The sequence below is a fragment of the Amycolatopsis sp. NPDC005003 genome, assembly GCF_053600695.1.
In genome coordinates this window covers 304093-326525 of the sequence record NZ_JBSGAI010000005.1, presented here as the reverse complement: position 1 = coordinate 326525, position 22433 = coordinate 304093, and the positions used below count along the sequence as shown (strand labels likewise).

23 protein-coding genes and 1 pseudogene are annotated in these 22433 nt (G+C 71.3%); 12 read left to right on the top strand and 12 right to left on the bottom strand.

Annotated features, from left to right (window positions below):
* Nucleotides 1-91: 91 nt before the first annotated feature.
* The 4 genes from ACWED2_RS08905 to ACWED2_RS08890 all read right to left on the bottom strand — a co-directional run bounded on the left by ACWED2_RS08905 (nt 92) and on the right by ACWED2_RS08890 (nt 5700).
* Complete coding sequence (locus ACWED2_RS08905; protein ID WP_449689861.1) at nt 92-1126, bottom strand: SMI1/KNR4 family protein; 1035 nt, start codon at nt 1124-1126, stop codon at nt 92-94.
* Nucleotides 1127-1136: 10 nt separating this feature from the next.
* Entirely contained in the window at nt 1137-2111 is a 975-nt protein-coding gene (locus ACWED2_RS08900; RefSeq protein ID WP_449689860.1) for a TAXI family TRAP transporter solute-binding subunit, read from the bottom strand.
* On the bottom strand, nt 2108-4072 hold the full coding sequence (locus ACWED2_RS08895; protein ID WP_449689859.1) for a TRAP transporter permease: 1965 nt from the start codon (nt 4070-4072) through the stop codon (nt 2108-2110). Before ACWED2_RS08895 ends, ACWED2_RS08900 begins: the two co-directional genes overlap by 4 nt.
* A gap of 128 nt (nt 4073-4200) precedes the next feature.
* On the bottom strand, nt 4201-5700 hold the full coding sequence (locus ACWED2_RS08890) for a leucyl aminopeptidase (RefSeq protein WP_449689858.1): 1500 nt from the start codon (nt 5698-5700) through the stop codon (nt 4201-4203).
* A gap of 111 nt (nt 5701-5811) precedes the next feature.
* Between ACWED2_RS08890 and ACWED2_RS08885 the strand changes: the two genes are divergently transcribed.
* Together ACWED2_RS08885 and ACWED2_RS08880 are read left to right on the top strand one after the other, a co-directional pair.
* Nucleotides 5812-6657 (top strand): hypothetical protein, encoded by an 846-nt coding sequence (locus ACWED2_RS08885; protein ID WP_449689857.1) that lies wholly within the window; start codon nt 5812-5814, stop codon nt 6655-6657.
* Nucleotides 6650-7312, top strand: a complete 663-nt coding sequence (locus tag ACWED2_RS08880) for a DUF402 domain-containing protein (protein ID WP_449689856.1) — start codon at nt 6650-6652, stop codon at nt 7310-7312. The genes ACWED2_RS08885 and ACWED2_RS08880 overlap by 8 nt, the downstream gene beginning before the upstream one ends.
* Here the strand turns inward: ACWED2_RS08880 and ACWED2_RS08875 are convergent.
* Complete coding sequence (locus ACWED2_RS08875) at nt 7269-7568, bottom strand: hypothetical protein (protein ID WP_449689855.1); 300 nt, start codon at nt 7566-7568, stop codon at nt 7269-7271. The genes ACWED2_RS08880 and ACWED2_RS08875 overlap by 44 nt on opposite strands.
* 97 nt (nt 7569-7665) lie before the next feature.
* On the opposite strand from ACWED2_RS08875, the gene ACWED2_RS08870 reads away from it, so the two are divergent.
* A complete protein-coding gene (locus ACWED2_RS08870; protein WP_449689854.1) occupies nt 7666-8769 on the top strand; it encodes a branched-chain amino acid aminotransferase in 1104 nt (367 codons plus the stop codon).
* Nucleotides 8770-8817: 48 nt separating this feature from the next.
* Here the strand turns inward: ACWED2_RS08870 and cobT are convergent, their stop codons facing one another.
* The gene (gene cobT, locus ACWED2_RS08865; protein ID WP_449689853.1) at nt 8818-9894 is read right to left on the bottom strand and encodes a nicotinate-nucleotide--dimethylbenzimidazole phosphoribosyltransferase; all 1077 of its coding nucleotides are present in this window, start codon (nt 9892-9894) and stop codon (nt 8818-8820) included.
* Nucleotides 9895-9969: 75 nt separating this feature from the next.
* Between cobT and ACWED2_RS08860 the strand changes: the two are divergent.
* Nucleotides 9970-10654: pseudogene (locus ACWED2_RS08860) on the top strand (IspD/TarI family cytidylyltransferase).
* 6 nt (nt 10655-10660) lie between these two features.
* Here ACWED2_RS08860 and ACWED2_RS08855 read toward each other — a convergent pair.
* On the bottom strand, nt 10661-11110 hold the full coding sequence (locus ACWED2_RS08855; RefSeq protein ID WP_449689852.1) for a hypothetical protein: 450 nt from the start codon (nt 11108-11110) through the stop codon (nt 10661-10663).
* A 139-nt stretch (nt 11111-11249) separates the two neighbouring features.
* Between ACWED2_RS08855 and ACWED2_RS08850 the strand changes: the two genes are divergently transcribed.
* Genes ACWED2_RS08850 through ACWED2_RS08840 form a run of 3 tightly spaced genes read left to right on the top strand, consistent with a single transcriptional unit; the run spans nt 11250 to nt 13043 of the window.
* Complete coding sequence (locus ACWED2_RS08850; protein ID WP_449689851.1) at nt 11250-11999, top strand: GntR family transcriptional regulator; 750 nt, start codon at nt 11250-11252, stop codon at nt 11997-11999.
* Nucleotides 11996-12838, top strand: coding sequence for a phosphoribosylaminoimidazolesuccinocarboxamide synthase (locus tag ACWED2_RS08845; RefSeq protein ID WP_449689850.1), 843 nt, complete (start codon nt 11996-11998; stop codon nt 12836-12838). Before ACWED2_RS08850 ends, ACWED2_RS08845 begins: the two co-directional genes overlap by 4 nt.
* On the top strand, nt 12831-13043 hold the full coding sequence (locus tag ACWED2_RS08840) for a hypothetical protein (RefSeq protein WP_449689849.1): 213 nt from the start codon (nt 12831-12833) through the stop codon (nt 13041-13043). The genes ACWED2_RS08845 and ACWED2_RS08840 overlap by 8 nt, the downstream gene beginning before the upstream one ends.
* Here ACWED2_RS08840 and ACWED2_RS08835 read toward each other — a convergent pair.
* Entirely contained in the window at nt 13040-14029 is a 990-nt protein-coding gene (locus ACWED2_RS08835) for an aldo/keto reductase family protein (RefSeq protein ID WP_449689848.1), read from the bottom strand. The two genes, ACWED2_RS08840 and ACWED2_RS08835, sit on opposite strands and share 4 nt — an antisense overlap.
* Before the next feature lie 114 nt (nt 14030-14143).
* Nucleotides 14144-14791, bottom strand: a complete 648-nt coding sequence (locus ACWED2_RS08830) for a DUF3043 domain-containing protein (RefSeq protein WP_091307193.1) — start codon at nt 14789-14791, stop codon at nt 14144-14146.
* A gap of 147 nt (nt 14792-14938) precedes the next feature.
* On the opposite strand from ACWED2_RS08830, the gene ACWED2_RS08825 reads away from it, so the two are divergent.
* Nucleotides 14939-15316 carry a HesB/IscA family protein gene (locus tag ACWED2_RS08825; protein ID WP_449689847.1) on the top strand — a complete coding sequence of 126 codons (378 nt, stop codon included), beginning with the start codon at nt 14939-14941 and terminating at the stop codon, nt 15314-15316.
* Between the two features lie 81 nt (nt 15317-15397).
* Here the strand turns inward: ACWED2_RS08825 and ACWED2_RS08820 are convergent, their stop codons facing one another.
* Nucleotides 15398-15568, bottom strand: coding sequence for a hypothetical protein (locus tag ACWED2_RS08820; protein WP_020644663.1), 171 nt, complete (start codon nt 15566-15568; stop codon nt 15398-15400).
* A 148-nt stretch (nt 15569-15716) separates the two neighbouring features.
* On the opposite strand from ACWED2_RS08820, the gene ACWED2_RS08815 reads away from it, so the two are divergent.
* Nucleotides 15717-16709 (top strand): carbohydrate kinase family protein, encoded by a 993-nt coding sequence (locus ACWED2_RS08815; RefSeq protein WP_449689846.1) that lies wholly within the window; start codon nt 15717-15719, stop codon nt 16707-16709.
* Between the two features lie 68 nt (nt 16710-16777).
* Here the strand turns inward: ACWED2_RS08815 and asnB are convergent, their stop codons facing one another.
* Nucleotides 16778-18712 carry an asparagine synthase (glutamine-hydrolyzing) gene (asnB, locus tag ACWED2_RS08810; protein ID WP_449689845.1) on the bottom strand — a complete coding sequence of 645 codons (1935 nt, stop codon included), beginning with the start codon at nt 18710-18712 and terminating at the stop codon, nt 16778-16780.
* A 182-nt stretch (nt 18713-18894) separates the two neighbouring features.
* On the opposite strand from asnB, the gene ctaC reads away from it, so the two are divergent.
* A complete protein-coding gene (gene ctaC, locus ACWED2_RS08805) occupies nt 18895-19836 on the top strand; it encodes an aa3-type cytochrome oxidase subunit II (RefSeq protein ID WP_449689844.1) in 942 nt (313 codons plus the stop codon).
* 94 nt (nt 19837-19930) lie between these two features.
* Entirely contained in the window at nt 19931-20350 is a 420-nt protein-coding gene (locus ACWED2_RS08800) for a cytochrome c oxidase subunit 4 (protein WP_449689843.1), read from the top strand.
* A 53-nt stretch (nt 20351-20403) separates the two neighbouring features.
* On the opposite strand, the gene ACWED2_RS08795 is transcribed toward ACWED2_RS08800, so the two are convergent.
* Nucleotides 20404-21363: a GlxA family transcriptional regulator gene (locus ACWED2_RS08795; RefSeq protein ID WP_449689842.1), complete on the bottom strand. Its 960-nt coding sequence runs from the start codon at nt 21361-21363 to the stop codon at nt 20404-20406.
* 83 nt (nt 21364-21446) lie between these two features.
* Between ACWED2_RS08795 and ACWED2_RS08790 the strand changes: the two genes are divergently transcribed.
* Nucleotides 21447-22358 (top strand): DMT family transporter, encoded by a 912-nt coding sequence (locus ACWED2_RS08790; RefSeq protein ID WP_449689841.1) that lies wholly within the window; start codon nt 21447-21449, stop codon nt 22356-22358.
* Nucleotides 22359-22433 lie beyond the last annotated feature (75 nt).

The following is a 22433-nucleotide window of genomic DNA, read 5'->3' as shown; positions in this document are numbered from 1 at the left end:
GCGTTCCTCATCGCTCAACATCAACGGTGGCAGCGTCGGGCTTGGCATCACCGCATCCTAAACGCTGGCCACGAAATTCAGACTCAGGACACTAGCCTGCCTGGGCCAGCAAGGCGGCGTGGTGGACCAACGCCGCCCGGAAGGACGCGTGGACGGTGGTGCCCAGCACCGGGTCGACCTCCACCACGTGCCCGGCCGACAGCAGCAGCACCGCGGGTTCGCTGAGGAGCACCACGCCGTTCTCGGCGCGCAGGTCCGCCGTGCCGAGCAGGCGCGGGAAGACGACGTCGGCGGGGAGGCCGTCGCAGGTGCGGAGGAATTCGCGGTGGTCGGCGGGCAGTTCGACGCCGAGCCGCAGCTCCGCCGAGCGGATCGCCGCCTCCGACGCCGGGGGTGGGAGGGTGGTCCGGCCGCGCAGCATCGGGGCGGCCCGCTCCTGCGCGGCCGCATTGCCGTGCGGGGGAGCGAGGTCCGGTCCAGCGCCGCCGCGCAGGCGCATGATCTCCCTGATCAGCTCCGGCCAGCCGCCCAGGTCGGGCGGGTACCGCTCGTGCAGCGCCGCGACCAGCGCGCCCGCGCAGACCGGCGCCCACTCGCGCAGGCCGAGCGGGTCCGCGCCCGCCGCCAGCGCCGGAGCCACCGCGCGGGTCGCGGCCAGCGTTGCCACGTCCGGGTTCGGCCCGGCCAGGCGAGCCCACAGCTCGAGATCCCCCTCGGCGAGCGCAGTGCGGACCCGGTCCGGGCGTGCCGGCGCCACCTGCTTGACCACCTCGGCGATCGGCCCCGGCGGGAGGACACCTTCGAGGTCGGACACCGGACGACGCAAGGAAGCCGCGTGCAGGCGTTCCTCAAGATCCAGATCGAGCGGGGGCAAGCCCTCCGCCCAATCCGGACGCGTCCCCCGGGCCTCGAAAAGCATCGCCCACGCGCGCGCCCGCACCGGGTCGGCGGCCAGCGCGGCCACCGGCCGTTCCGTCCGGGCCCGCCACTGCGTGACCAGCCGGTCGGCTTCGTCGAGGGCGCCGGTGGTCGCGAGCAGCAGGGCCGCGTAACCGATCTGGTCGTCGACGCGCGCCTCGGGCGCCGTCAGGACGTCGCGGACCGCCGCTTCGAGGTAGTCCTGCACCCCACCGACCCTAGCCGAGGGCCTGCTTCGCCCCCGGGTGCAGCGGGACCGGGTCGGTCTTCGTCGCCAGCTGCTTCGAAATCTCCTTCGCCGCCGGGTGCACCTTGGCCAGCTCCGCCTGCTTGTCGAAGATCAGCTTCGTGATCGCGCACGCGTTGCCCGCCGGGAAGTCCTCGCGCACCAGCAGCAGGTTCGGCACCACGACCGTCGGCACCTCCGCGGGCTGTCCGTACGCCGCCGCGGGGATCACCGCCTGGTCGTAGACCGGGTTGACCTTCTTCAGCGCCGGCAGCAACGGCGTGACGTCGAGGAACTTCACCTTGTCCTTCAACGCCGTGGTGATGTCGGTGATCTGCGCGGTCGGCAGCCCGCCGGACCAGACGAGCCCGTCGAGCGTCCCGGCCTTCATGCCGTCCGCGGTCTTGGCCAGGTCGAGCCGCTGCGCCTGGACGTCGGTGTCCGGCTTGAGCCCGGCCGCCTGCAGGAGGCGGTTCGCGATCACCTCGGTGCCGGACTTCGGCGAGCCCGTCGAGATCCGCTTGCCCTTCATGTCCTCGACGCTGTCGATCCCGGCGTCCGTGCGCACCAGCACCTGCGTCGAGTTCGGGTAGATCCGGGACAGCGCCTGGATCTTCTGCGGCTTGCCGTCGAAGGAACCCTTGCCGTTCACCGCGTCCGCCGCGGTGTCGGCCAGCGAGAACGCGACGTCGTAGTTGCCGGCCACCAGCTGCTGGATGTTCTGCACCGACGCGCCGGTTTCCGCGGCCGTCGCACGCAGCTTCGTGTTGCTGCTGACGAGCTGGGCGAGGCCGCCGCCCAGCACGTAGTACACGCCGCCGCTGTTGCCGGTGGCGATGGTGATCCGGCCCTCGCCCGCTTCGCACGATTGCGTCCCGCCGGGTGCGGCCTGGTCGGTCTGCTGCTTCCCGCCGCAGCCGGCAGCGGCCAGAGCGAGCACCGCGACGGCGGCGATTGCGCGTTTCATGCTGTCCTCCTCTTGATCACGGCGTGCGTTCCCAAGGCGGCGGCGCCGCACGCGGCACCGATCGCGATCGGCACCGGCTCCAGGTAGAGCAGGCAGAGGGCGGTGGGGACGAACAGCAGCCGCACCGGCAGGCCGACCGGCCCGAAGAGCCAGCCGCCGGTCACCACGGCCAGCGCGGCGACGGCGACCGCGGACACCGCCGTCACCCACAGCACGGTGAGCACGTCGGACTCCAGCAGCAGCGCGGCGCCGTTGTCGGTGAGCACGAAGGCGATCGGCACCAGGAACGCCGGGAGCGTGTACTTCCAGCACTGCCACATGGTGCCGAGCACCGAGCCGCCGGTGATCGCCGCCGACGCCACCGCGGCGAGCGCCGTCGGCGGCGTGACCTCCGACAGCACGGCGTAGTAGAAGATGAACATCGCGCGCTCGGCGTCGGCGACGCCGAGCGTCTCCAGCGCCGGGCCGATGACGACCCAGGCGATGATGAAGCTCGCGGTGACCGGCACGGCCAGCCCCAGCACGCCGACGGCGATCGCGGAGAGCAGCACGGTCAGGACGAGGATCAGCGTGCCGTTGTCGGTGAGCGCGCCGGCCAGTTCCACCAGTGCGTCGGCGAGTTCGAGACCCAGCCCGGTCTTGGTGATGGTCGAGGTGATCACGCCGGCCGCCGCGCACACCGCGATCACCGGCAGCGCGCCGCGGACGCCCGCCGACAGCGCGTCGACCATGTCCTTCGCCCACCCGCGCACGTCGTGGCGCCGGGCGAGCAACGCGAACAGCGCGGCGACGCCGGTGGCGTACACGACCGCGGCGAACGGCGGGATGTCCAAGGCGAGGAACACGACGATGATCGCCAGCGACAGGAAGTGATAACCGCCGCGCCGCAACAACTTCCCGGGATTCTCGTGCGGCACGTCGACGGCTTCGGCCTGGAAGCGCCGCGCGTCCGCCTCCATCGCGAACACGATGCCGAGGTAGTAGAGCAGCGTCGGGACGGTCGCCCAGATCAGCACCTTCAGGTACGACGTCTGCAGGTACTCCGCGATGATGAACGCCGCCGCGCCCAGCGTCGGCGGCGAGAGGATGGCGCCGATCCCGGACGCGGCGAGCAACCCGCCCGCGTTTTCCTTGGGGTACCGGGCTTTCTTCAGGATCGGCCAGGTGATCGAGCCCAGGCTGACCGCGGTGGCCGTGCCCGAACCCGACACCGTGCCGAGCAGGAAGCCCGACAGCACGGTGGTCCGGCCGGGCGCGGTCCGCGACCGGCGGAACGCGGCGAAGGAGATGTCCACGAAGAACTGCCCGGCGCCGGAGGCGTTGAGCACCGCGCCGTAGAGGGTGAACAGCACGATGTAGCTCGCCGCGACGTCCAGGGGAGTGCCGTAGAAGCCGCTGGCGTCGTTGAAGAGCGCGTTGACGATCTGGCTGAAGTCGATGCCCGCGTGGGCGATGCCCCAGTTCTGCGGGAGGAAGCCGCCGTAGTAGGCGTAGGCCAGGAAGAGCAGGCAGACGATCGGCAGCACCAGCCCGGTGGTGCGGCGGGTGGCTTCGAGGATCAGCACCAGCAGCAGGGCCCCGGCCACGATGTCCAGCGGGGACAGGATGCCCTGGCGATCGAGGAAGTCGTCGTAGCCGACGAGGACCGGGTACAGGCCGACGGCGAGGGCGAGGGTGGCGAACGCCCAGTCGACCCAGCCGGGGTCGTCGCGGCCGCCCAACCGCGGGCGGTAGCAGAGGAAGACCAGCGGGAGCGTCACGCCCAGGAAGAGCACGAGGTAGAACTGGTTGCCCTTGGCGAACGGGAAGAACACCTGCTTGAGCACCAGGACCGCGACCGCGAGGGCGACGAAGTAGACGACGCGGTCCGGAACGCGGGAGAGCTTCCGCGCCGGGCGTTCTTCGTCGTGCTCGGCGGCGATTTCGGCGGGGGAGTCGCGTTCCACCGGCTCGGTCGTCACCCGGTCACCGTACGGTGTCCCGGATCACACCGAAAGCGGCAAAAGGATCACTTCGGCTCACCGCGGTCGTGAGGGGTAATTCGGGTTCTAACCCGAATTACCCCTCACGACCGGCTGCGGGAGACGGCTCAGCCGTTGGCGGCGATGTCCGCGAGCACCGCGGCGATCGAGCGCACCGGGACGCCGGTGCCGCCCTTGCCGGTGTAGCCCCACGGGGAGCCGGTGTTGAACGACGGGCCCGCGATGTCGATGTGGACCCAGTCGAGGCCGTCGGCGACGAACTCGCGCAGGAAGATCCCGGCCGCGAGCATGCCGCCCCAGCGGTGGCCGGTCACGTTGGCCAGGTCGGCCAGCCGCGAGTCGAGGTCGGCGCGCAGTTCCTCCGGCAGCGGCATCGGCCAGCCGTTTTCGCCGGTGGCCTGCATGATCGCGGCGACCCGGTCGCGGAAGTCCTCCGACCCCATCACACCGGCCGTGCGGTTGCCGAGCGAGACGACCTGGGCGCCGGTCAGCGTCGAGGTCTCGATCAGGTAGTCCGGGTTCTCCTCGGCCGCGCGCACCATGGCGTCGACCAGGATCAGCCGGCCTTCGGCGTCGGTGTTGAGCACCTCGACGGTCTTGCCGCCGTACATGGTCAGCACGTCACCCGGGCGGTACGACGTCCCGGACGGCAGGTTCTCCGCCAGCGGGATGTGCGCGACGACCTCCAGGGGGTACTTCAGCTTCGCGGCCAGCACGACCGACGCGAGCACGCCGGCCGCACCGGACATGTCCGAGGTCATGTGGTCCATGTTCGCGGCAGGCTTGAGCGAGATGCCGCCCGAGTCGAAGGTGATGCCCTTGCCGACCAGCGCGACCTTCTTGGCCGCCTTGGCGGGCTTGTAGCCGATGCGCACCAGGCGCGGCGGGCGGGACGAGCCGCCGCCGACGCCGAGGATGCCGCCGAAGCCCTTGCGCTTCAACGCCTTCTCGTCCAGCACCTCGAACTCGAGGCCGTTGTCCTCGGCCAGCTTCTTCGCGCGATCGGCGAAGGAGGCCGGGTACAGGTCGTTCGGCGGGGTGTTGATCAGGTCGCGGGCGACGAGGACGGCCTCGGCGATGGTGCCGGCCGCCTTCAGCGTCGCCTTGTGCTCGCGGGCGGTGCCCTCGGCCGGGCTGGTGAAGTCCGCCTTCGCCAGCGGGGCGTCGCCCTTCTCCGAGCGGTAGGCGGTGAAGACGTAGGAGCCGAGGACGATGCCCTCGACGGCGGCCTGCAGGTCGAGCTCGGACAGCGTGACCAGCGCGCGGTCGGTGCCGGCCAGCGCGCGGCCGGCGGCGCCCGCGGCCCGGCGGACCTGCTCTGGGGTGACGGTGCCGCCCGCCTTGCCCAGGCCGACGGCGAGCACCACGCCGGCCGGGAGCTTGCCCAGTGTCGGGACCTTCACGACCTCTTCGGCCTTGCCGCTCGCCCCGAGCGTGGCCAGCAGGCCGGCGAGCCGGCCGTCGAACGCGGCGTCCACGGCGGCGGCGCCGGGGGCGAGCACGGGACCGTCCTCGCCCTGCAGGGTGCCGATGACGACAACGTCGGCGCGCGTCTTGGCCAGTGCCTCCCCGGTGTTGTCGGACAGGGCGAGCTTAGGCACGGTCACTTCTGGCTCCTCGCGCGTTCTCGTGTGGCACCGGGCACCGGCCCGGCCAGGATCGTGAGCCATGCTAATGACGACCTGACCACGGGTGAACAGAGGGCGAGGGAGGGCCGCGTGCGGCTGGGCGGTGGGCTGCTGGTGACGCTGGCGGCGGCAGCGGCGGGTGCGGGCTGGTGGCTGCTCGCCGGCCTGGTGCTGGCCGCGGTGGCCGCCGGCGTGACGGCGCGGGTGCCGGAACCGGGGGATGCCCTGGTGGACCGGGTCGTCGTCGCCGTGGCGAGGCTGTCGGAGGTGGCGGTCTACGCGATCGCGTTCGGCGCTTACGTCGTCCCGGCGCACCGCGAACTCACGGCCGCGGCGTTCGTGGTGGTGGTCGCCGGCGCCGGGTTCGCCGGCCTGAAGATCCCGACGATCGTCGTGCGGATCACCGGCGCGCTGCTGCTCGCCGCGGGGCTCGTGCTGGTTGCGGTGTGCGTGGCCGTGCCGCCGGTGGGGACGGCGGACGCCCTGCGGCCCCCGGACTTCGCGGGCGTGCTCGTCGCCGCGGTGGTCTTCCTCCCGTTCCTGCGCGCCTGGCGACGCGAGAACGCCGGGTGGCGGGCGCTGCTGCTCGGTGCGGTCGCCGTGCTGGTGGCCTTCGCCGCGCTCTACCAGCTCGGCGCGGTGCGGCTCGGGCTGTCGCTCACCTCGCTGCGGGACCTGCTGTCCGCCGCCGACGCGGACGCGCTGCAGCCGGTGCTCACGGTGGTCGCCGTGGTCGCCACCGTGGTGCCCGCGCTCGCTGCCGGAACCGAGGTCCGGGCGCGGCTCGGGGTGCCGGGGATCGCCGGGCTCGTCGTCGCCGCGGCGGCCGCCTGCCTGCTGCCGGTGCTGCCCGTGCTCGTCCTCGCGGGGCCGGCGGCCGTGTTCGAACTGCTACTGGGTGTACGCGCGCGCCGGTACAGTGGGGCGCGTGAGTGATCGACGCTGGCGGCCGGGGCAGACCGTGGTCGAACGGTTCCACCGCCCGGACGGCTCGATCGGCCAGGTGCACCCGCTGCGCGTCCTCGAAGACGACGGCCGCGTCCTGCTCGCCTGGCTCCCGGCGGGCACGCCGATCGTCGGCAGCAGGCTCGCCGACGGCCGCCTGATGCGCGACGCCCCCCTGGACCAGCGGTTCCGCATCCCGCGGGTGCCGGTTCCGGACTTCTGGCACGGCGCCTCGACGCTGCGCCGGATTCCCGAAGACGAGTGGTCTTCGGTCTGGTGGTTCTTCGACCTCGACGGCCGGTTCAAGAACTGGTACGTCAACCTGGAGATCCCGCTGGGCCGCACCGCGGGCGCGGTCGACCGGATCGACGGTGTGCTCGACGTCGTCGTCGAGCGCGACGGCAGCTGGCGCTGGGACGACGAGGACGAGGCCGAGGCCGCCCTCGAGGTCGGCCGCCTGACGCTCGAGCAGTTCGACCGGCTGCGCGCGGAGGGCGAGCGGATCGGCGCGCTGGCCGAACGCGGCGCCTACCCGTTCGACGGGACCGACACCGACTTCCGGCCGGACGCGGGCTGGCCGGCGCCGGAGCTGCCGGCCGGGCTCAACCCGCGGTCAGGAGAAGGATCAGCGCCAGCACGGCGTTGACGACCGCGAGGATGACGACCGACTTGGTCGGCAGCACCGGCGGGAACGCCTTGCCGTGGATCTTCCGCCACCACACGACGCCGAAGACCCCGCCGACCAGGCCGAGGAAGCCGCCGAACCCGCTGTCCAGCACGGCCCAGCCGACCATGCCGAGCAGGCCGACGCCGAAGGTCAGCAGCACCGCGGCGACGAACGTCTTGACGTCGGCGCCGGTGGTCTTGGGCCGGGGGACCGGCTCAGTGGAGTGGTAGGTCACGGCGTCATCCTAGAGCCGTTGCGCCGGGAGCGCGGGAAACCCCGGAACAGATGGACATCCGACTAACGCGCGTCCGAGCAAGCGGTATCGTCTAGCCATGACGACCACGACACAGTTCGCCCATCTCCCGCACCCGAGTCCTGCGAGCGCGGACCGTGTCGCGGAGGTACTCGAAGCGCCCGGGTTCGGGCTGTACTTCACCGACCACATGGTCACCGTCAAGTGGTCGAAGGCCGAAGGCTGGCACGAGGCCCAGGTCGGCCCCTACGCCCCCTTCACCCTCGACCCGGCGACGTCGGTGCTGCACTACGGCCAGGCCATCTTCGAGGGGCTCAAGGCGTACCGCCAGCCGGACGGCACGATCGCGTCGTTCCGCCCGGACGCCAACGCCGCGCGGTTCCGCCAGTCGGCCGAGCGGCTCGCCATGCCGCAGCTGCCCGAAGAGGTCTTCGTGGACTCGCTGCGGGAGCTCATCGCCGTCGACGGGCGGTGGGTGCCCACCCGGCAGGGTGATTCGCTGTACCTGCGGCCGTTCATGATATCGACGTCCACCGGGCTCGGCGTCAACAGCCCGGCCGCGGACTACGTGTACACGGTCATCGCCTCCCCGGCGGGCTCGTACTTCTCGGGCGGCGTGAAGCCGGTCAGCGTCTGGCTGTCCACCGAGTACGTCCGGGCGGCTCCCGGCGGCACCGGGGCGGCCAAGTGCGCGGGCAACTACGCGGCGTCGTTCGTGGCGCAGGCGCAGGCCGTCGAGAAGGGCTGCGACCAGGTGGTGTGGCTCGACGCGGTCGAGCGGCGCTGGGTCGAGGAGATGGGCGGGATGAACCTGTTCTTCGTCTTCGGCTCCGGCGAGAACACCCGGCTGGTGACCCCGGAGCTGACCGGTTCGCTGCTGCCCGGCGTCACCCGCAAGTCGCTGCTGCAGCTGGCTTCGCGGCTCGGGTACAAGATCGAAGAGCGCCGCATCTCCACCGACGAGTGGGAGAAGGCGGCGGCCTCCGGCGAGCTGACCGAGACGTTCGCCTGCGGCACCGCGGCGGTGATCACGCCGGTCGGGCACGTGAAGCACGCGGGTGGCGAGTTCACCATCGCCGACGGGCAGCCGGGTTCCCTCACGATGAAGCTGCGTGAAGAGCTGACCGGGATCCAGGAGGGCACCCGCCCCGACCCGGACCACTGGATGGTCAAGCTCGGTTGATGCTTCGGGAAAGCGGCCCCCGGTTTTGCCGGGGGCCGCTTTCGCCGTTCAGGACGCGGGCGCGGTGATCAGCGGGCCGGAGACGCCGGCCTGCTCGTGCGTGGCCGTTTCGGCGAGGACGCGGGCGGCCATCATCAGCAGCGGCAGGGCGGTCACCGCGCCGGTCCCTTCGCCGAGCCGGACGTCCAGCTCCAGCAGGGGGCCCAGGTCCAGGTGCTCCAGCGCCAGGGCGTGCGCCGGTTCGGCCGTCCGCTGGCCCGCCACCCACCAGCGGCGCGCGCCCGGGGCGAGGTCTTCGGCGACCAGCGCCGCGGCGCAGGCGACCAGGCCGTCGAGCACCACCGGCGTCCGGCGGACCGCGGCCTGGGCCAGGAACCCGGCCATCGCGGCGATGTCCGCGCCCGCCGTGGTGCGCAGCAGGTCGACCGGGTCGGCCAGCACCGCGCGCGCCCGGCGCAGGGCGTCGCGCACGGCGGCGGCCTTGCGCATCCACGCGTCGTCGTCGATGCCCGAGCCGCGGCCTACGACGGCGACCGGCTCGCTGCCGGTCAGGGCCGCCACCAGCACCGACGCCGGCGTGCTGTTGCCGATCCCGAGGTCGCCGGGGATGAGCAGGTCGGCCCCGCCGTCGACCTCGGCGTCGGCGATCGCGATCCCGGCGCGGATCGCCTTCTTCGCCTCGTCGGCGGTCAGCGCGTCTTCGACGTCGATCGAGCCGGAGCCGCGGCGGACCTTGAACTCGCCGATCGAGCGGGTCGCGGGCGCCTCGGTGTCGACGGCCAGGTCGACCACGCGGACGCTCGCGCCCGCGGCGGCGGCCAGCACGTTGATCGCGGCGCCGCCGGTGAGCATGGTGCCCAGCAGCTGCGCGGTGACCTCGGCGGGATAGGCGGAGACGCCCTTGGCGGCGATGCCGTGGTCACCGGCGAAGACGACCACGCGAGGCCGGGTGAACGGCCGCGGCGGGGACTGTCCCTGGCAGGCGGCGATCCACACACCCAGCTCTTCGAGCCGCCCGAGCGAACCGGCGGGCTTGACGAGCTTGTCGTGCAGGGCGATCGCCGCGGACCGGGCGTGGTCGTCGGGCGGGGTGATCTCGGGGAACTCGATGTTTTCCGGCTCCACACCAGGCCCTTCCTGCTTCCGTGGCAACGCTGTGGCCAACCTACCGGGAAGGGCGGGCCGGTAGTCTCGCGGCTCGTGGAGACGACGGCGGCCGCGGTGGTGCTGGCCAGTGGCGCGGGGACCCGCGTCGGCGCGAAGCTGAACAAGGTCTACCTGCCCCTGGCCGGGCGGCGGGTGGTGGCCTGGTCGCTCGACGCCTTCCGGAACGTCCCGGGCATCGGCGTGCTCGTGCTGGTGATCCGGCCGCAGGACCGCGAACTGGCCGAGGAGGTGGCCGGTGACGGCGTCGAGATCGTGCCCGGCGGCGACACCCGCCAGGCCTCCGAACTCAACGCCCTGCGCCACCTCGCCCCGAGAATTGCGGGCGGCCGGGTCGACGCCGTGCTGCTGCACGACGCGGCCCGGCCGCTGGTCCACCCCGAACTGGTCGGTGCGGTGTTGGCCCGGACACGCGAGGACGGGGGGGGCTGTGCCGGGCCTGGCCGCGGACGACGTCGTCGAGGTGGATGCCGGGCACCTGGTCGCCCAGGTGCCCGGCGCGATCCGCGTCCAGACGCCTCAGGGCTTCCGGGCCGGACCGCTGCTCGAGGCCTACGAGAAGGCCGAGCGCGAAGGCTTCGTGGGTACGGACACTTCGTCGTGCATGGAGCGGTTCTCCTCCCTGCCGATCCGCTGGGTCCCGGGGGCTCCCGAGAACCTCAAGATCACCTATCCCCACGACCTCGTCGTCGCGGAGCGGCTGCTGGCCCGCCGAGCCTGAAAACCGCTAGGCGCACGCGGGCGGGCCACCGCCGTCGTCTCCCTCCGTGGGCGTCCCGGTCGGCCGGATCGTGACGTCCTGCCGCAGTTCCGGCGGGATCCGGCAGTCCGGCTGTGGCCGGAGTGCCTGCAGCGGTGCGCCCGGGGTGCCGGGCTCCGCCAGGGTGAGCACCGCCCGCAGCGTCCACACCGGGGTGGCGTGGTACTGCCAGGTGACGACCCGCGGGCTGAACACGTCCGTGCCCGGGAAGGTCGGCACCCGGTAGGCGCTGGCCCGGTGTTCGTCGCGGAGGATGATGACGTCCGCGCAGGTCGGCCAGCGGTGTACGGCCGCGTAGATCTCCGGCGCCTCGCGGCCGCCGAAGAGGTGCAGCACCCATTTGCGGCGCCGGAGCTCCTCGAGGAGTTCCTCGAGGCCCGGGCCGCCGGAACCGGAGTGCGGTGTGGGCGGGGACACACTTTCGAGGGTAACTTGTGCACTAGAGCACGGTCCAGTGCGTGTACTAGTACACCTGGGTGGTTCTGAACAGGTCTTTGAGGGACACCCCCCGGCGTGCTAGAACACTTGTGCGTGATTTCCGGCGTGAGGAGCCGCCTTGCCCACCCTCGACCGCCCTGAGCCGCCGTACCTGCAGATCGCCGGCCGGATCCGTGACGACATCCTGTCCGGCCGGCTGCAGGAGGGCGACGCGGTGCCGTCCGCCCGCGAGATCGCGCGCACCTGGACCGTCGCCATGGCGACGGCCACCAAGGTGCTGGCCACGCTCCGCTCGCAAGGGCTGGTGCGGCCCGTGCGCGGCGTCGGCACGGTCGTCGACCGCGGCGGCCTGCACCGCACGGCCCGCGACCGCACCGCCGCCTCGGTGCGGACGGGCCGGATCTACCCGCCCGGGCACTACGCGGTGATCCGCTCGGCCGGCCTCGAGCCGGCGTCCGAGCGCGCCGCGGCCGCACTCGGCCTGGAGCAGGGCGCCCCGGTGATCCGGCGGCGGCGAACCACCTACGGCCCCGACTCGCGGCCGCTCTCGACGTCGACGTCGTGGTTCGACGGCGCGCTGTCGGCGAAGGCGCCGGCGCTGCTGGTGGCGGAGCGGATCGTCGAGGGCACCGCGGCCCACGCGGCCACCCGGCTGGGCACGAAGATCGCGACGACGCAGGAACGGCACGCGGCGGGCCGCGCGGACGAGGAGGAGGCGGCCGAGCTGGAGCTGCCCGCCGGGTCGCCGGTGCTGCTCGGCCGGAGCACCTTCCTGGCGGCCGACGGGACGGTCGTCGAGTACGGTGAGTCCGCCGCCTTGCCCGACCACTGGGTTTTCTACGAGTACACGACTGAGGACGGCGAATGAAGCACATCCACGCGGGCAAGGTCCGTGACCTGTACGAACTCGACGGCGGGGACATCCTGCTGGTCGCGTCCGACCGCGTCTCGGTCTACGACGTCTCGCTGCCGACGCCGATCCCGGACAAGGGCAAGCTGCTCAACCAGCTGTCGGCCTGGTGGTTCGACCGGATGACCGACGTCGTCCCGAACCACGTCGTGTCGACCACCGACGTGCCGGAGCAGTTCGCCGGCCGGGCGATGCGCTGCAAGCCGCTGAAGATGGTCCAGGTCGAGTGCATCGCGCGGGGCTACCTGGCAGGCCTCGGCCTGCGCGAGTACCAGCGCGACGGCAAGATCTCCGGCGTCGCGCTGCCGCCGGGCCTGGTCGAGGGCGACAAGCTGCCGGAGCCGATCTTCACGCCGACGACGAAGATCTCCGACACCGGCCACGACGAGTTCATGACCTTCGACGAGGTCCTGAACGAGATCGGCGAAGACACCGCGAAGCGGCTTCGCGAGCTGACGCTGGAGATTTACACGAAGGGCGCCGAACACGCGGCCGCCCAGGGCGTCATCATCGCCGACACGAAGCTGGAGTTCGGTTTCGACGCCGAGGGCACGCTGACCCTCGGCGACGAGGTCCTGACCTCGGACTCGTCGCGGTTCTGGCCGGCCGACGAATGGGAGCCGGGCCGCCCGCAGCACGCGTTCGACAAGCAGTTCGTCCGCGACTGGTCGCGGTCGACGGGCTGGGACCAGACCCCACCCGGGCCGGAGATCCCCGCGGAGATCGTCGAGCAGACGAGGCAGCGCTACACCGAGGTCTACGAGCGGATCACGGGGAAGACCTGGGTCCGTGGGTGAGTACGACCCGTACCGGCTGATCGACGACGTCGAAAGCCTGCTCGTCTCGCGCGGTCTCGCGCCTTCGCGCGTGCCCGGCCGCGGCGGCGACCGGCTGGCGGGGGCCGGCCGCCTGCTGCGCGGGTTCGGCCTGGAGCCCCGGATGGCCCCCGAGGACGCGTTCGACCTCGGGGTGCCGTTCCAGGGGCGGATCAACCAGGATTAAGGGCTCTTGGTCAGGCTGGCGTCGCGCTCGACGACGTCGCCGAGGACGTCGTCGATGGCGGTCAGCAGGTCGGCGTCGAGCTTCTTGCCGGCGGCCTTGACGTTCTCGTGCACCTGCTCCGGCCGCGAAGCCCCGATGATCGCGGAGGCGACGTTCGGGTTCTGCAGCACCCAGGCGACGGCCAGCTGGGCGAGGCTGAGGCCGGCCTGCCCGGCGAGCGGTTCGAGCTGGGCGACGCGCTTGAGGACGTCTTCGTCGAGGAAGCGGGCGACCATGTCGGCACCGCCCTTTTCGTCGGTGGCGCGCGAGCCTTCGGGGTAGGCCTGGCCGGGCTTGTACTTGCCGGTGAGCACGCCCTGCGCGATCGGCGACCAGACGATCTGGCTCAGGCCCTCGCGCTCGGAGGTGGGGATGACCTGCTCCTCGATGACCCGCCAGAGCATGTTGTACTGCGGCTGGTTCGACACGAGCGGGACGTGCAGCTCGCGGGCGAGGGCGGCGCCGCGGGAGATCTGTTCGGCGGTCCATTCGGAGACGCCGACGTAGAGCACCTTGCCCTGGCGCACGAGGTCGGCGAAGGCGACCATGGTCTCTTCGAGCGGGGTGTGCCGGTCGAACCGGTGCGCCTGGTAGAGGTCGACGTAGTCGGTGCCGAGCCGGCGGAGCGACGCGTGCGCCGACTCCATGATGTGCTTGCGGGACAGGCCCTTGTCGTTGGGGCCCTTGGGGCCGGTGGGCCAGAAGACCTTGGTGAAGATCTCGAGGCTTTCCCGGCGCTGGCCCTTGAGCCCCCGCCCGAGCACGGCCTCGGCCGCGGTATTGGCGTACGCATCGGCTGTGTCGAACGTGGTGATCCCGGCGTCGAGCGCGGCCTGGATGCAGGCGCGGGCCTGGTCCTCCTCGACCTGGGAACCGTGGGTGAGCCAGTTGCCGTACGAGATCTCACTGACGTTGAGGCCACTGCGGCCGAGACGACGAAACTCCATGGGCCGAGCTTAGGCGGTAATCGTTTGCTTGGCTAACGACCTGGCGTGACTCCGGCCACGTGGACAGCGAGAAGCCGGGTGGAGGCTCGCTCCACCCGGCTTCTCGGAAATCGCTCAGTTCGGGATCGGGTCCCCGGGCTTCAACCGCGGCTTCGGCATCCGCAGGCGCCGGATCTGGGAGGCCCGGACGAACGCGTACCAGCCGATCGACCGGCCGTTCACCGCTTCCTTCGGGAACTTCTCCCGCACCAGCTTCGCGATCTTCCGCCCGTTCACGAAGCCCTCGATCGCCATCACCAGCAGCATCGCCGTGCACAGCAGCGTGATGTACGACTGCACCTGGGGCAGCGGCACCAGCAGCGCCAGGAACACCACGATGGCCAGCGGCATGAACAGGCCGAGCAGGTTGCGCCGGCTGTCGACCAGGTCGCGGACGTACCGCTTGACCGGCCCCTTGTCGCGCGGGAGCAGGGCGCTGTCGTCGCCGCGCATCATCGCGTCGCGGCGGGCCTTGGCGGCCGCGCGGCGGTCTTCCTTGGTCTGGGGGTTGGCCTTGCGCAGTTCCTTGTTGCGCTTCATCGCCTCACGCATGGTGGTGGGCGGCGGCGCCACCGGGCCGCGGCGCTTCGCCTCTGCCTCGCGGCGCTTCGGCGTAGCCTTGCCCTTACCGGGCGTGTACGCCTTACCGGCGACGTCGACGGCTTCGGTCGTCTCCGGCTCGTCGGCGGCGGTGTCTGTGGTGCTTCGGCGCAGGAACCTCACCTCACCAGGGTATTGCAGGCGTCACGCCGCCGGTAACCAGGGCGATCCATGTGCGACGATGGTGGGGGAACAGATCGGACGTCCCCGGTGTTGAGTACGTCAGCACGAGGAGTATCCGCAGCGAGTTCGACTTTGATGAGGAGTGCCATGACGACCGCTGAGCACGCCGGCGCGACGCAGGCCGAGACCGCCGAGGAGACCCACGGCGTCACGTTGACCGACGCCGCGGCTTCCAAGGCGAAGGCCCTGCTCGAGCAGGAGGGCCGCGACGACATGCACCTGCGCATCGCCGTCCAGCCGGGTGGTTGCGCGGGCCTGCGCTACCAGCTGTTCTTCGACGAGCGCACGCTCGACGGTGACCTGTTCCGCGACTTCGGTGGCATCCGCGTCGCTGTCGACCGGATGAGCGCCCCGTACGTGTCGGAAGCCGTCATCGACTTCGTGGACACGATCGAGAAGCAGGGCTTCACGATCGACAACCCGAACGCCACCGGCTCCTGCGCCTGCGGCGACTCGTTCCACTGAGCCGTTCGCCGGAAGAGGCAGAACACGCGAGAAGGCCCCGTCTCCCGGAAGGGAGGCGGGGCCTTCTCCGTTTGCTGGGACCTACACGTACGCGTCGAGCTCGGCCACCTGGGCGTGGCACGCCTCGTCGACCTGCCACGGCTTGGCCGTGACGCGGGGCAGCGGCAGGCTCTCGGCCTGGAGCGTCGCCGGGATGAGCGCGCAGTCGGCGATCAGCTCGGACAGGGTCTCGGGTTCGGTGACGGCGTTCACGATTCGTAACGCTATTGATCCGCGCTCGACTGGAGAAGGAGTACCAGCCGGTAGTGTCGGCTGGGCACGCGCGAATTACCCGGATGGGGCACGACCCGGGGGTAACTTCGCGCCTTTTGCCGTGAGGTCGAACACGAAGGAGCAGCCGGTGGCAGACAGGGCCAGGATCGCGGTGTCCGGCAGTATCGCGACCGACCACCTCATGCATTTCCCGGGCAGGTTCGCCGAACAGCTGGTCGCCGAGCAGCTGCACCGGGTCTCGCTGAGCTTCCTCGCCGACGACCTGGTGGTCCGGCGCGGCGGCATCGGCGCGAACATCGCCTTCGGCCTCGGGGTGCTCGGCGTCCAGCCGGTCCTCGTGGGCGCCGTCGGTGCCGACTTCGCCGACTACCGCTCGTGGCTGGAGCGGCACGGCGTGGACACCTCGGGCGTGCACGTGTCCGAGGTCGCGCACACCGCGCGGTTCGTCTGCACCACCGACGAGGACCTCTGCCAGATCGCGACGTTCTACGCCGGCGCGATGGCCGAGTCCCGCAACATCGAGCTGCAGCCGATCGCCGAGCGCACCGGCGGGCTGGGCCTGGTGCTGATCAGCCCGGACGACCCGGAGGGCATGATCCGCCACGCCGAGGAGTGCCGGCAGCGCGGGTACGCCTTCGCGGTCGACCCGTCGCAGCAGCTGGCCCGGATGTCCGGCGAGCAGGCGCGCGCGTTCGTCGCCGGCGCGAAGTACCTGTTCAGCAACGACTACGAGTGGGAGCTGCTGCTCCAGAAGACCGGCTGGACCGAGGCCGACGTCCTCGAGCAGGTCGGCCTGCGGATCACGACGCTGGGGGAGAAGGGCGTCGAGATCGTCGGCGCCGACGGCGTCGCCCTGCAGATCGGCGCGGTCCCCGAGCGGGCGAAGGCCGACCCGACGGGCGTCGGCGACGGTTTCCGCGCGGGCTTCCTGGCCGGCCTCGACGGCGGCCTGAACGTGGAACGCGCCGCCCAGCTCGGCTCGCTGATCGCGGTGCTGGTCCTGGAGACGGTCGGCACCCAGGAGTGGACGTTCGACCGCGCGGAGGCCCTGGCCCGCATCGGCGAGGCGTTCGGCCCGGACGCGGCCGAGGAGATCTCGGCGGTCCTGCCCGCCGCCTGACGTACGCCCTCGTGAGTGGTAATTCGGGTTCTAACCCGAATTACCACTCACGAGAGCTGCGGCAGACTTCAGAGCTTGACCGGGTACACCGGCTCCGGGATCTCGGGCTTGATCCGGTGCTCGACGAAGATCCCGTGCCACAGCATGAACACGATCAGCGCCCACAGCTGGCGGCTGCGGTCCAGCTGGCCCGCCTTGTGCTCCTCCAGCAGCGCCAGGATCGCCTTCTTGTCCAGCAGCTCCTCGGTCTTCGAGTCGCTGATGATGCCCTTGGCCCAGTCGTACATCTCGTTGCGCAGCCACAGCCGGATCGGAACCGGGAAGCCGAGCTTGCGGCGGTTGAGCACGTGCGCCGGGATGATCTTGGCCAGGGCCTGGCGCAGCGCGTACTTCGTCGTCCCGTGGGCGAGCTTCTGGTCCAGCGGGATCGACGCCGCGACCTTGAACACCTCGGCGTCCAGGAACGGCACCCGCAGCTCCAGCGAGTTCGCCATGGTCACCTTGTCGGCCTTGACCAGGATGTCGCCGCGCAGCCACGTGTAGAGGTCGACGTGCTGCATGCGGGCCACCGGGTCCCAGCCGCGCGAGACGTCGTACCAAGGCGCCGTGACGTCCTTGAAGCCGACGCCCTCCTGGTAGGTGCGAAGAACGTTGCGCAGCTGGTCGTCGCGGAAGTTGCGGGCGTTGCCGTAGTAGCGGTCCTCCAGCGGGAGCGCGCCGCGGCGGAGCAGGTCCTTGCCGCGGGTGCCCTCGGGGATCTTCGTCGAGACCTTGCCGATGAGCTTCCGCATGCCGCCGGGGATCTTCTCGAACGGCGCCAGCGAGATCGGCTCGTTGTAGATCGTGTAGCCGCCGAACAGCTCGTCCGCGCCTTCGCCCGACAGCACCGCCTTGACGTGCTTGCGGGCCTCGCGGGCGATGAACCACAGCGGGACCAGCGCCGGGTCGGCCACCGGGTCGTCGAGGTACCAGACGATGAGCGGCAGCGCCTCCATCATCTCGTCCGCCGACACCGTGCGGACCACGTGCTTGACGCCGATCGCGGCGGCCGACTCGGCGGCGACGTCGACCTCGGAGTAGCCCTCGCGCTCGAACCCGGTGGTGAACGCGATCAGGTTCGGGTTGTGCTCCTTGGCCAGCGTGGCGGTGGCCGTGGAGTCGATGCCGCCGGAGAGGAACGCGCCGACCGTGACGTCCGGGTCGGAGATCATGTGCTTGCCGACCGAGTCGCGCATCACATCGGCGATCCGCTGGTACAGCTCCTCCGCCTCGGCGGGCCCGTTGACCGGCTTCGCGCCGAACTGCGGGTGGAAGTAGCGGGTGAACTTCACCTCACCGCCGGGCACGACCTCGAACGACGTCCCGGACTCCACGCGCCGGATCGCCGTGTGCAGCGACTCGGGCTCCGGCACGTACTGCAGCACCAGGTAGTGCTGGAGGGCCTTCCGGTCCAGCTCCTGGGCGACGCCGAGGACGTCCGACAGCTCCAGCAGGCTCTTCTTCTCGCTGGAGAACGCCACGCCGTCGGGGCCGGCCGAGTAGAACAGCGGCTTGATCCCGAACGGGTCGCGCGCGCCGAAGACCCGCTTCTCCTGCGAGTCCCAGATCATGAAGGCGAACATGCCGCGCAGGCGCTTGACCCAGTCCGCGCCGAGGTAGTGGAAGCCGGCGACGATCGCCTCGCCGTCACCCTCGGTCTCGAACTTGGCGCCGTGCTGCTCGGCGAGCTCCGCCCGCAGCTCCAGGTAGTTGTAGATCTCCCCGTTGAAGTTCATGGTGTAGCGGCCGGGCGCCTCGGGCGGGCCCCAGACCAGCGGCTGGTGCGCGTGCTCGACGTCGATGAAGGCGAGCCGGTTGAAGCCGTAGACGACCTCGGCGTCGGCCCAGGTGTCCTGCTCGTCGGGGCCGCGGTGCCGCTGGCAGCGCATGGCCGCGCCGACGGCGTCACGCGCGTTCGCCGCGCCGGTCTCGGTCGCGCAGATCAGTCCAAGCAGGCCGCACACGGGTACTCACACACCTTCGGGGTCTTCCGGGCTGGGGAAGGCCCCAGTATGCCGGGACGCTGGTGGCGAGTAACACGCGCGTCGTGGGTTACCCCTTGGTCAGCAGGATGGGCCAACTCGGCTAGAGTCCGGCTGTCACAAAGATCGGTCGTAGGAGGCTCTGGGTGAAAGGGCGAGGCGCAGTGGGACAACCCGAGCGCACCCTGGGGAAGCGCACCGTGCAGGTCGCCGCGCTGGCCGTGCTGGTCGCGCTGACCGCGACGGGCTGCTCCGGCGACGAGATCCTGCGGTTCGGCTGGCCGGTCGGTGTCACCGAGCAGGCGAACCAGATGCGGAACCTCTGGACCTGGACCGTGGTCGCGGCGCTGGTCGTCGGCGTCATCGTGTGGGCCCTGATCTTCTGGACCGCGACGTTCCACCGCAAGAAGAAGACGGCCGACGGCGAGCCGGAGGAGCTGCCCCGGCAGTTCCAGTACAACATCCCGCTCGAGCTGTTCACCGTCGTCGTCCCGACGATCATGGTCTGCGTCCTGTTCTTCTTCACCGCGACGACGGAGTCGAAGGTCCTCGAGAAGGTCCCCAACCCGGACGTCAAGGTCCAGGTCGTGGCGTTCCAGTGGAACTGGGAGTTCAAGTACGAGGACCCGTCCGCGAAGAAGGCGGACGGCCAGCAGGTCAGCACCGTCGGCTCGTCCGGCGAGATCCCGCTCCTGGTGCTCCCGGTCGGCAAGACCATCCAGTACGACCTGGTCTCCACCGACGTCATCCACTCCTTCTGGGTGCCGGAGTTCCACTTCAAGCGGGACGTCATGCCGAACCCGGAGAAGAACAACCAGGACAGCTCCTTCCAGAACAAGATCGACCGCGAAGGCTCCTTCGTCGGCCGGTGCGCGGAGCTGTGCGGCACCTACCACTCGGTGATGAACTTCGAGGTCCGCGCGCTGTCCGCCGACAAGTACGACCAGTACATCGGGCTGCGGAAGCAGACGAACCCGTCGACCGGCCAGGGGTACACGGCGGCCGAGGCGCTGGCGAAGATGAACTGCGGCGAGCTGTGCACCCCGCACGCGGTCACGACCCAGCCGTTCAACACCGACCGCACGGCGCGCACCGCGTCGAACTGACGCCGCCGAGACGGTGACATCCGGGGCTTCGCCCCGGGCCGGGGGCTCCGCCACCCGGGGCCCCCGAAGCGCACAATAGGAGTAGGACAGACCCATGAAGGTCGAAGCCCGCATCTTCTTCATCGTGGCGATCTTCGCCGTGTTCATGGCGGCCGTGTACTGGGTGTGGACCGCGCTGGCCGCGACCCACGGCGCCGAGCCGGTGGGCATCGTCGCGCTGTTCCTCACCGGTGGCCTGGCCTTCCTGGCCGGCAGCTACATGCAGTTCGTCGCCCGCCGCATCGAACCGCGCCCGGAGGACCGCGAAGACGCCGAGATCAGCGACGGCGCAGGCGAGCTGGGCTTCTTCAGCCCGGGCAGCTACTGGCCGATCGGCATGGCGGCCACCGCGGCGCTCGGTGCCGTGGCGTTGGCGTTCTTCCACATCTGGCTGCTGGTCATCGCCTTGGTCGCGCTGCTCATCACGATCGGCGGCCTGGTGTTCGAGTACCACACGGGCCCGTCGCACGACTGAGTTTTCACCTTCGGACCGGCCGCCGCGTACCTGCGTGGCGGCCGGTTTCGTGTTCAGCCGCGGAACGCCGTCCGGTACGACGACGGGCTCGTGCCCCGCAGCCGGCTGAACTGGTGCCGCAGGGCGGCGGCCGAGGCGTAGCCGCACGCCGTCGCGATGTCCTCCACCGACAGGCCGCCCTCCTCCAGCAGGGCCTGGGCGCGGTCCAGCCGCCGCTCGGTCAGCCAGCGGTGCGGGGTGGTGCCCGTCGCCGCCGAGAAGCGGCGCAGGAAGGTCCGCTCGCCCAAGCCGCTGCGGCGGGCCAGCTCCGCCACCGTGAACGGCTGGTCCAGCCGCCGCTCCACCCACTCCAGGGCCTCCGCGACCACGGCGTCGTCGCCCGCCGCGGTGGCCGGGACGGGCGCCTGGACGAACTGCGCCTGGCCGCCCGCGCGGTGCGGGGCCGCCACCATCCGCCGGGCCAGCGCGGTGGCCGCGGCGACGCCGCGCAGCCGGCGGACCAGGTGCAGGCACAGGTCCACGGCCGCGACGGTGCCCGCGCTGGTCAGGATGCCGCCGTCGTCGGCGTAGAGCGCCTGCGGGTCCACCTCCGCGGCCGGGAACCGCTGCCGGAACTCCGCCTCGTACACCCAGTGGACCGTGCAGCGGCGGCCGTCGAGCAGCCCCGCGTAACCCAGCGAGAACACGCCCGCGCAGAACCCCGCCACCCACGCGCCCCGCCCGGCCGCGTCGCGCAGGACGTCCAGGACCGGTTCCGGCGGCGGCGCGGTCCGCGGCGCGCACGTCGGCACGATCAGCAGGTCCGCCGACGTCGCGAAGTCCATGTCCCGCAGGCGGGACAGCCCGAACCCGGACCAGCTCTCCACCTCGGCCCCGCCCGGCGAGCAGACGGCGAAGTCCCAGCCCTCGATACCGTCGGCGCTGCGGTCGGTGCCGAACACCTCGCACGCGACACCCAGCTCGAACGGCGAAACGCGGTCGGCGAGCACCACGGCGACCCGGTTGACGTCCATGGCGGCCAGTGTGTCACAAGTTTTGCGGCCGTTGTCATCTCTGACACTGGTCGATGGTCGCCGGCGCGACGAACCTGGTCGGCATGATGAATTCGGAAACCCGCCCGCTGCTCCAGTGGTCCGCGGCGATGGCGATGTCCGGCACGATCGGCGCCGTCGTCCTCGAGAGCGGCGCGGCCGCCCCCGCCGTCGCCTTCGCCCGCTGCTTCGTCGGCGGTGCGCTGCTCGTGCTCTGGTGCCTCTCCCGCGGCTGGCTGCAGGCCTGGCGGCCGTCGCGCCGCGACCTCGGCCTCGCCGTGCTGGGCGGGCTGTTCCTGATCGGCAACTGGGTGCTGCTGTTCGCCTCGTACGCGCTGTCGTCGATCTCGGTCAGCACGGTCGTCTACCACACCCAGCCGCTGATCCTGGTCGGCCTGGCCGCGGCCTTCCTCGGCGAGAAGGTCGCCAAGAGCCACCTGGCCCGGGCCGGGATCGCGTTCGGTGGGGTGGCGTTGATCTCGCTGTCCGCCCACGGCGAGGACGGCAAGCCGGTGCAGCTCGCGGGCATCGCGCTGGCGCTCGGCGCGGCGCTCCTCTACGCCGGAGCGTCCTTCGTCGCGAAGCAGCTGAAGCACATCCGGCCGCACCTGCTGGCCGCCGTGCAGACGACCGTCGGCGCGCTGGTGCTGGCGCCCGCGCTGCTGATCACGCCGCTGCCGTCGACGACGTCGGGACTGCTCTGGCTGGTGCTGCTGGGCACGGTGCACACGGCCCTGATGTACGTGCTGATCTACGCGAGCATCGGCAAGCTGCCGACCACGACGGTGGCGCTGCTGTCCTACGTCTACCCGGTGGTCGCGGTGCTGGTGGACATCGCGTTCTACGGCCACCGCCCGAGCTGGCTCGAAGGGCTGGGCATGCTCGCGGTCCTGGCCGCCGCGCTGGCACCCCAGCGCGGCCGCAAACCGACCCCGGTACCCCGCCGCCTCACGCCCGAACCGGCCTGCCGGTCGTGATCAGAACCGTAACTCGCGTGATCAGGGACGTAACTGACGTGATCGGGGCCGGAACTCGCGAGTTCCGGCCCCGAT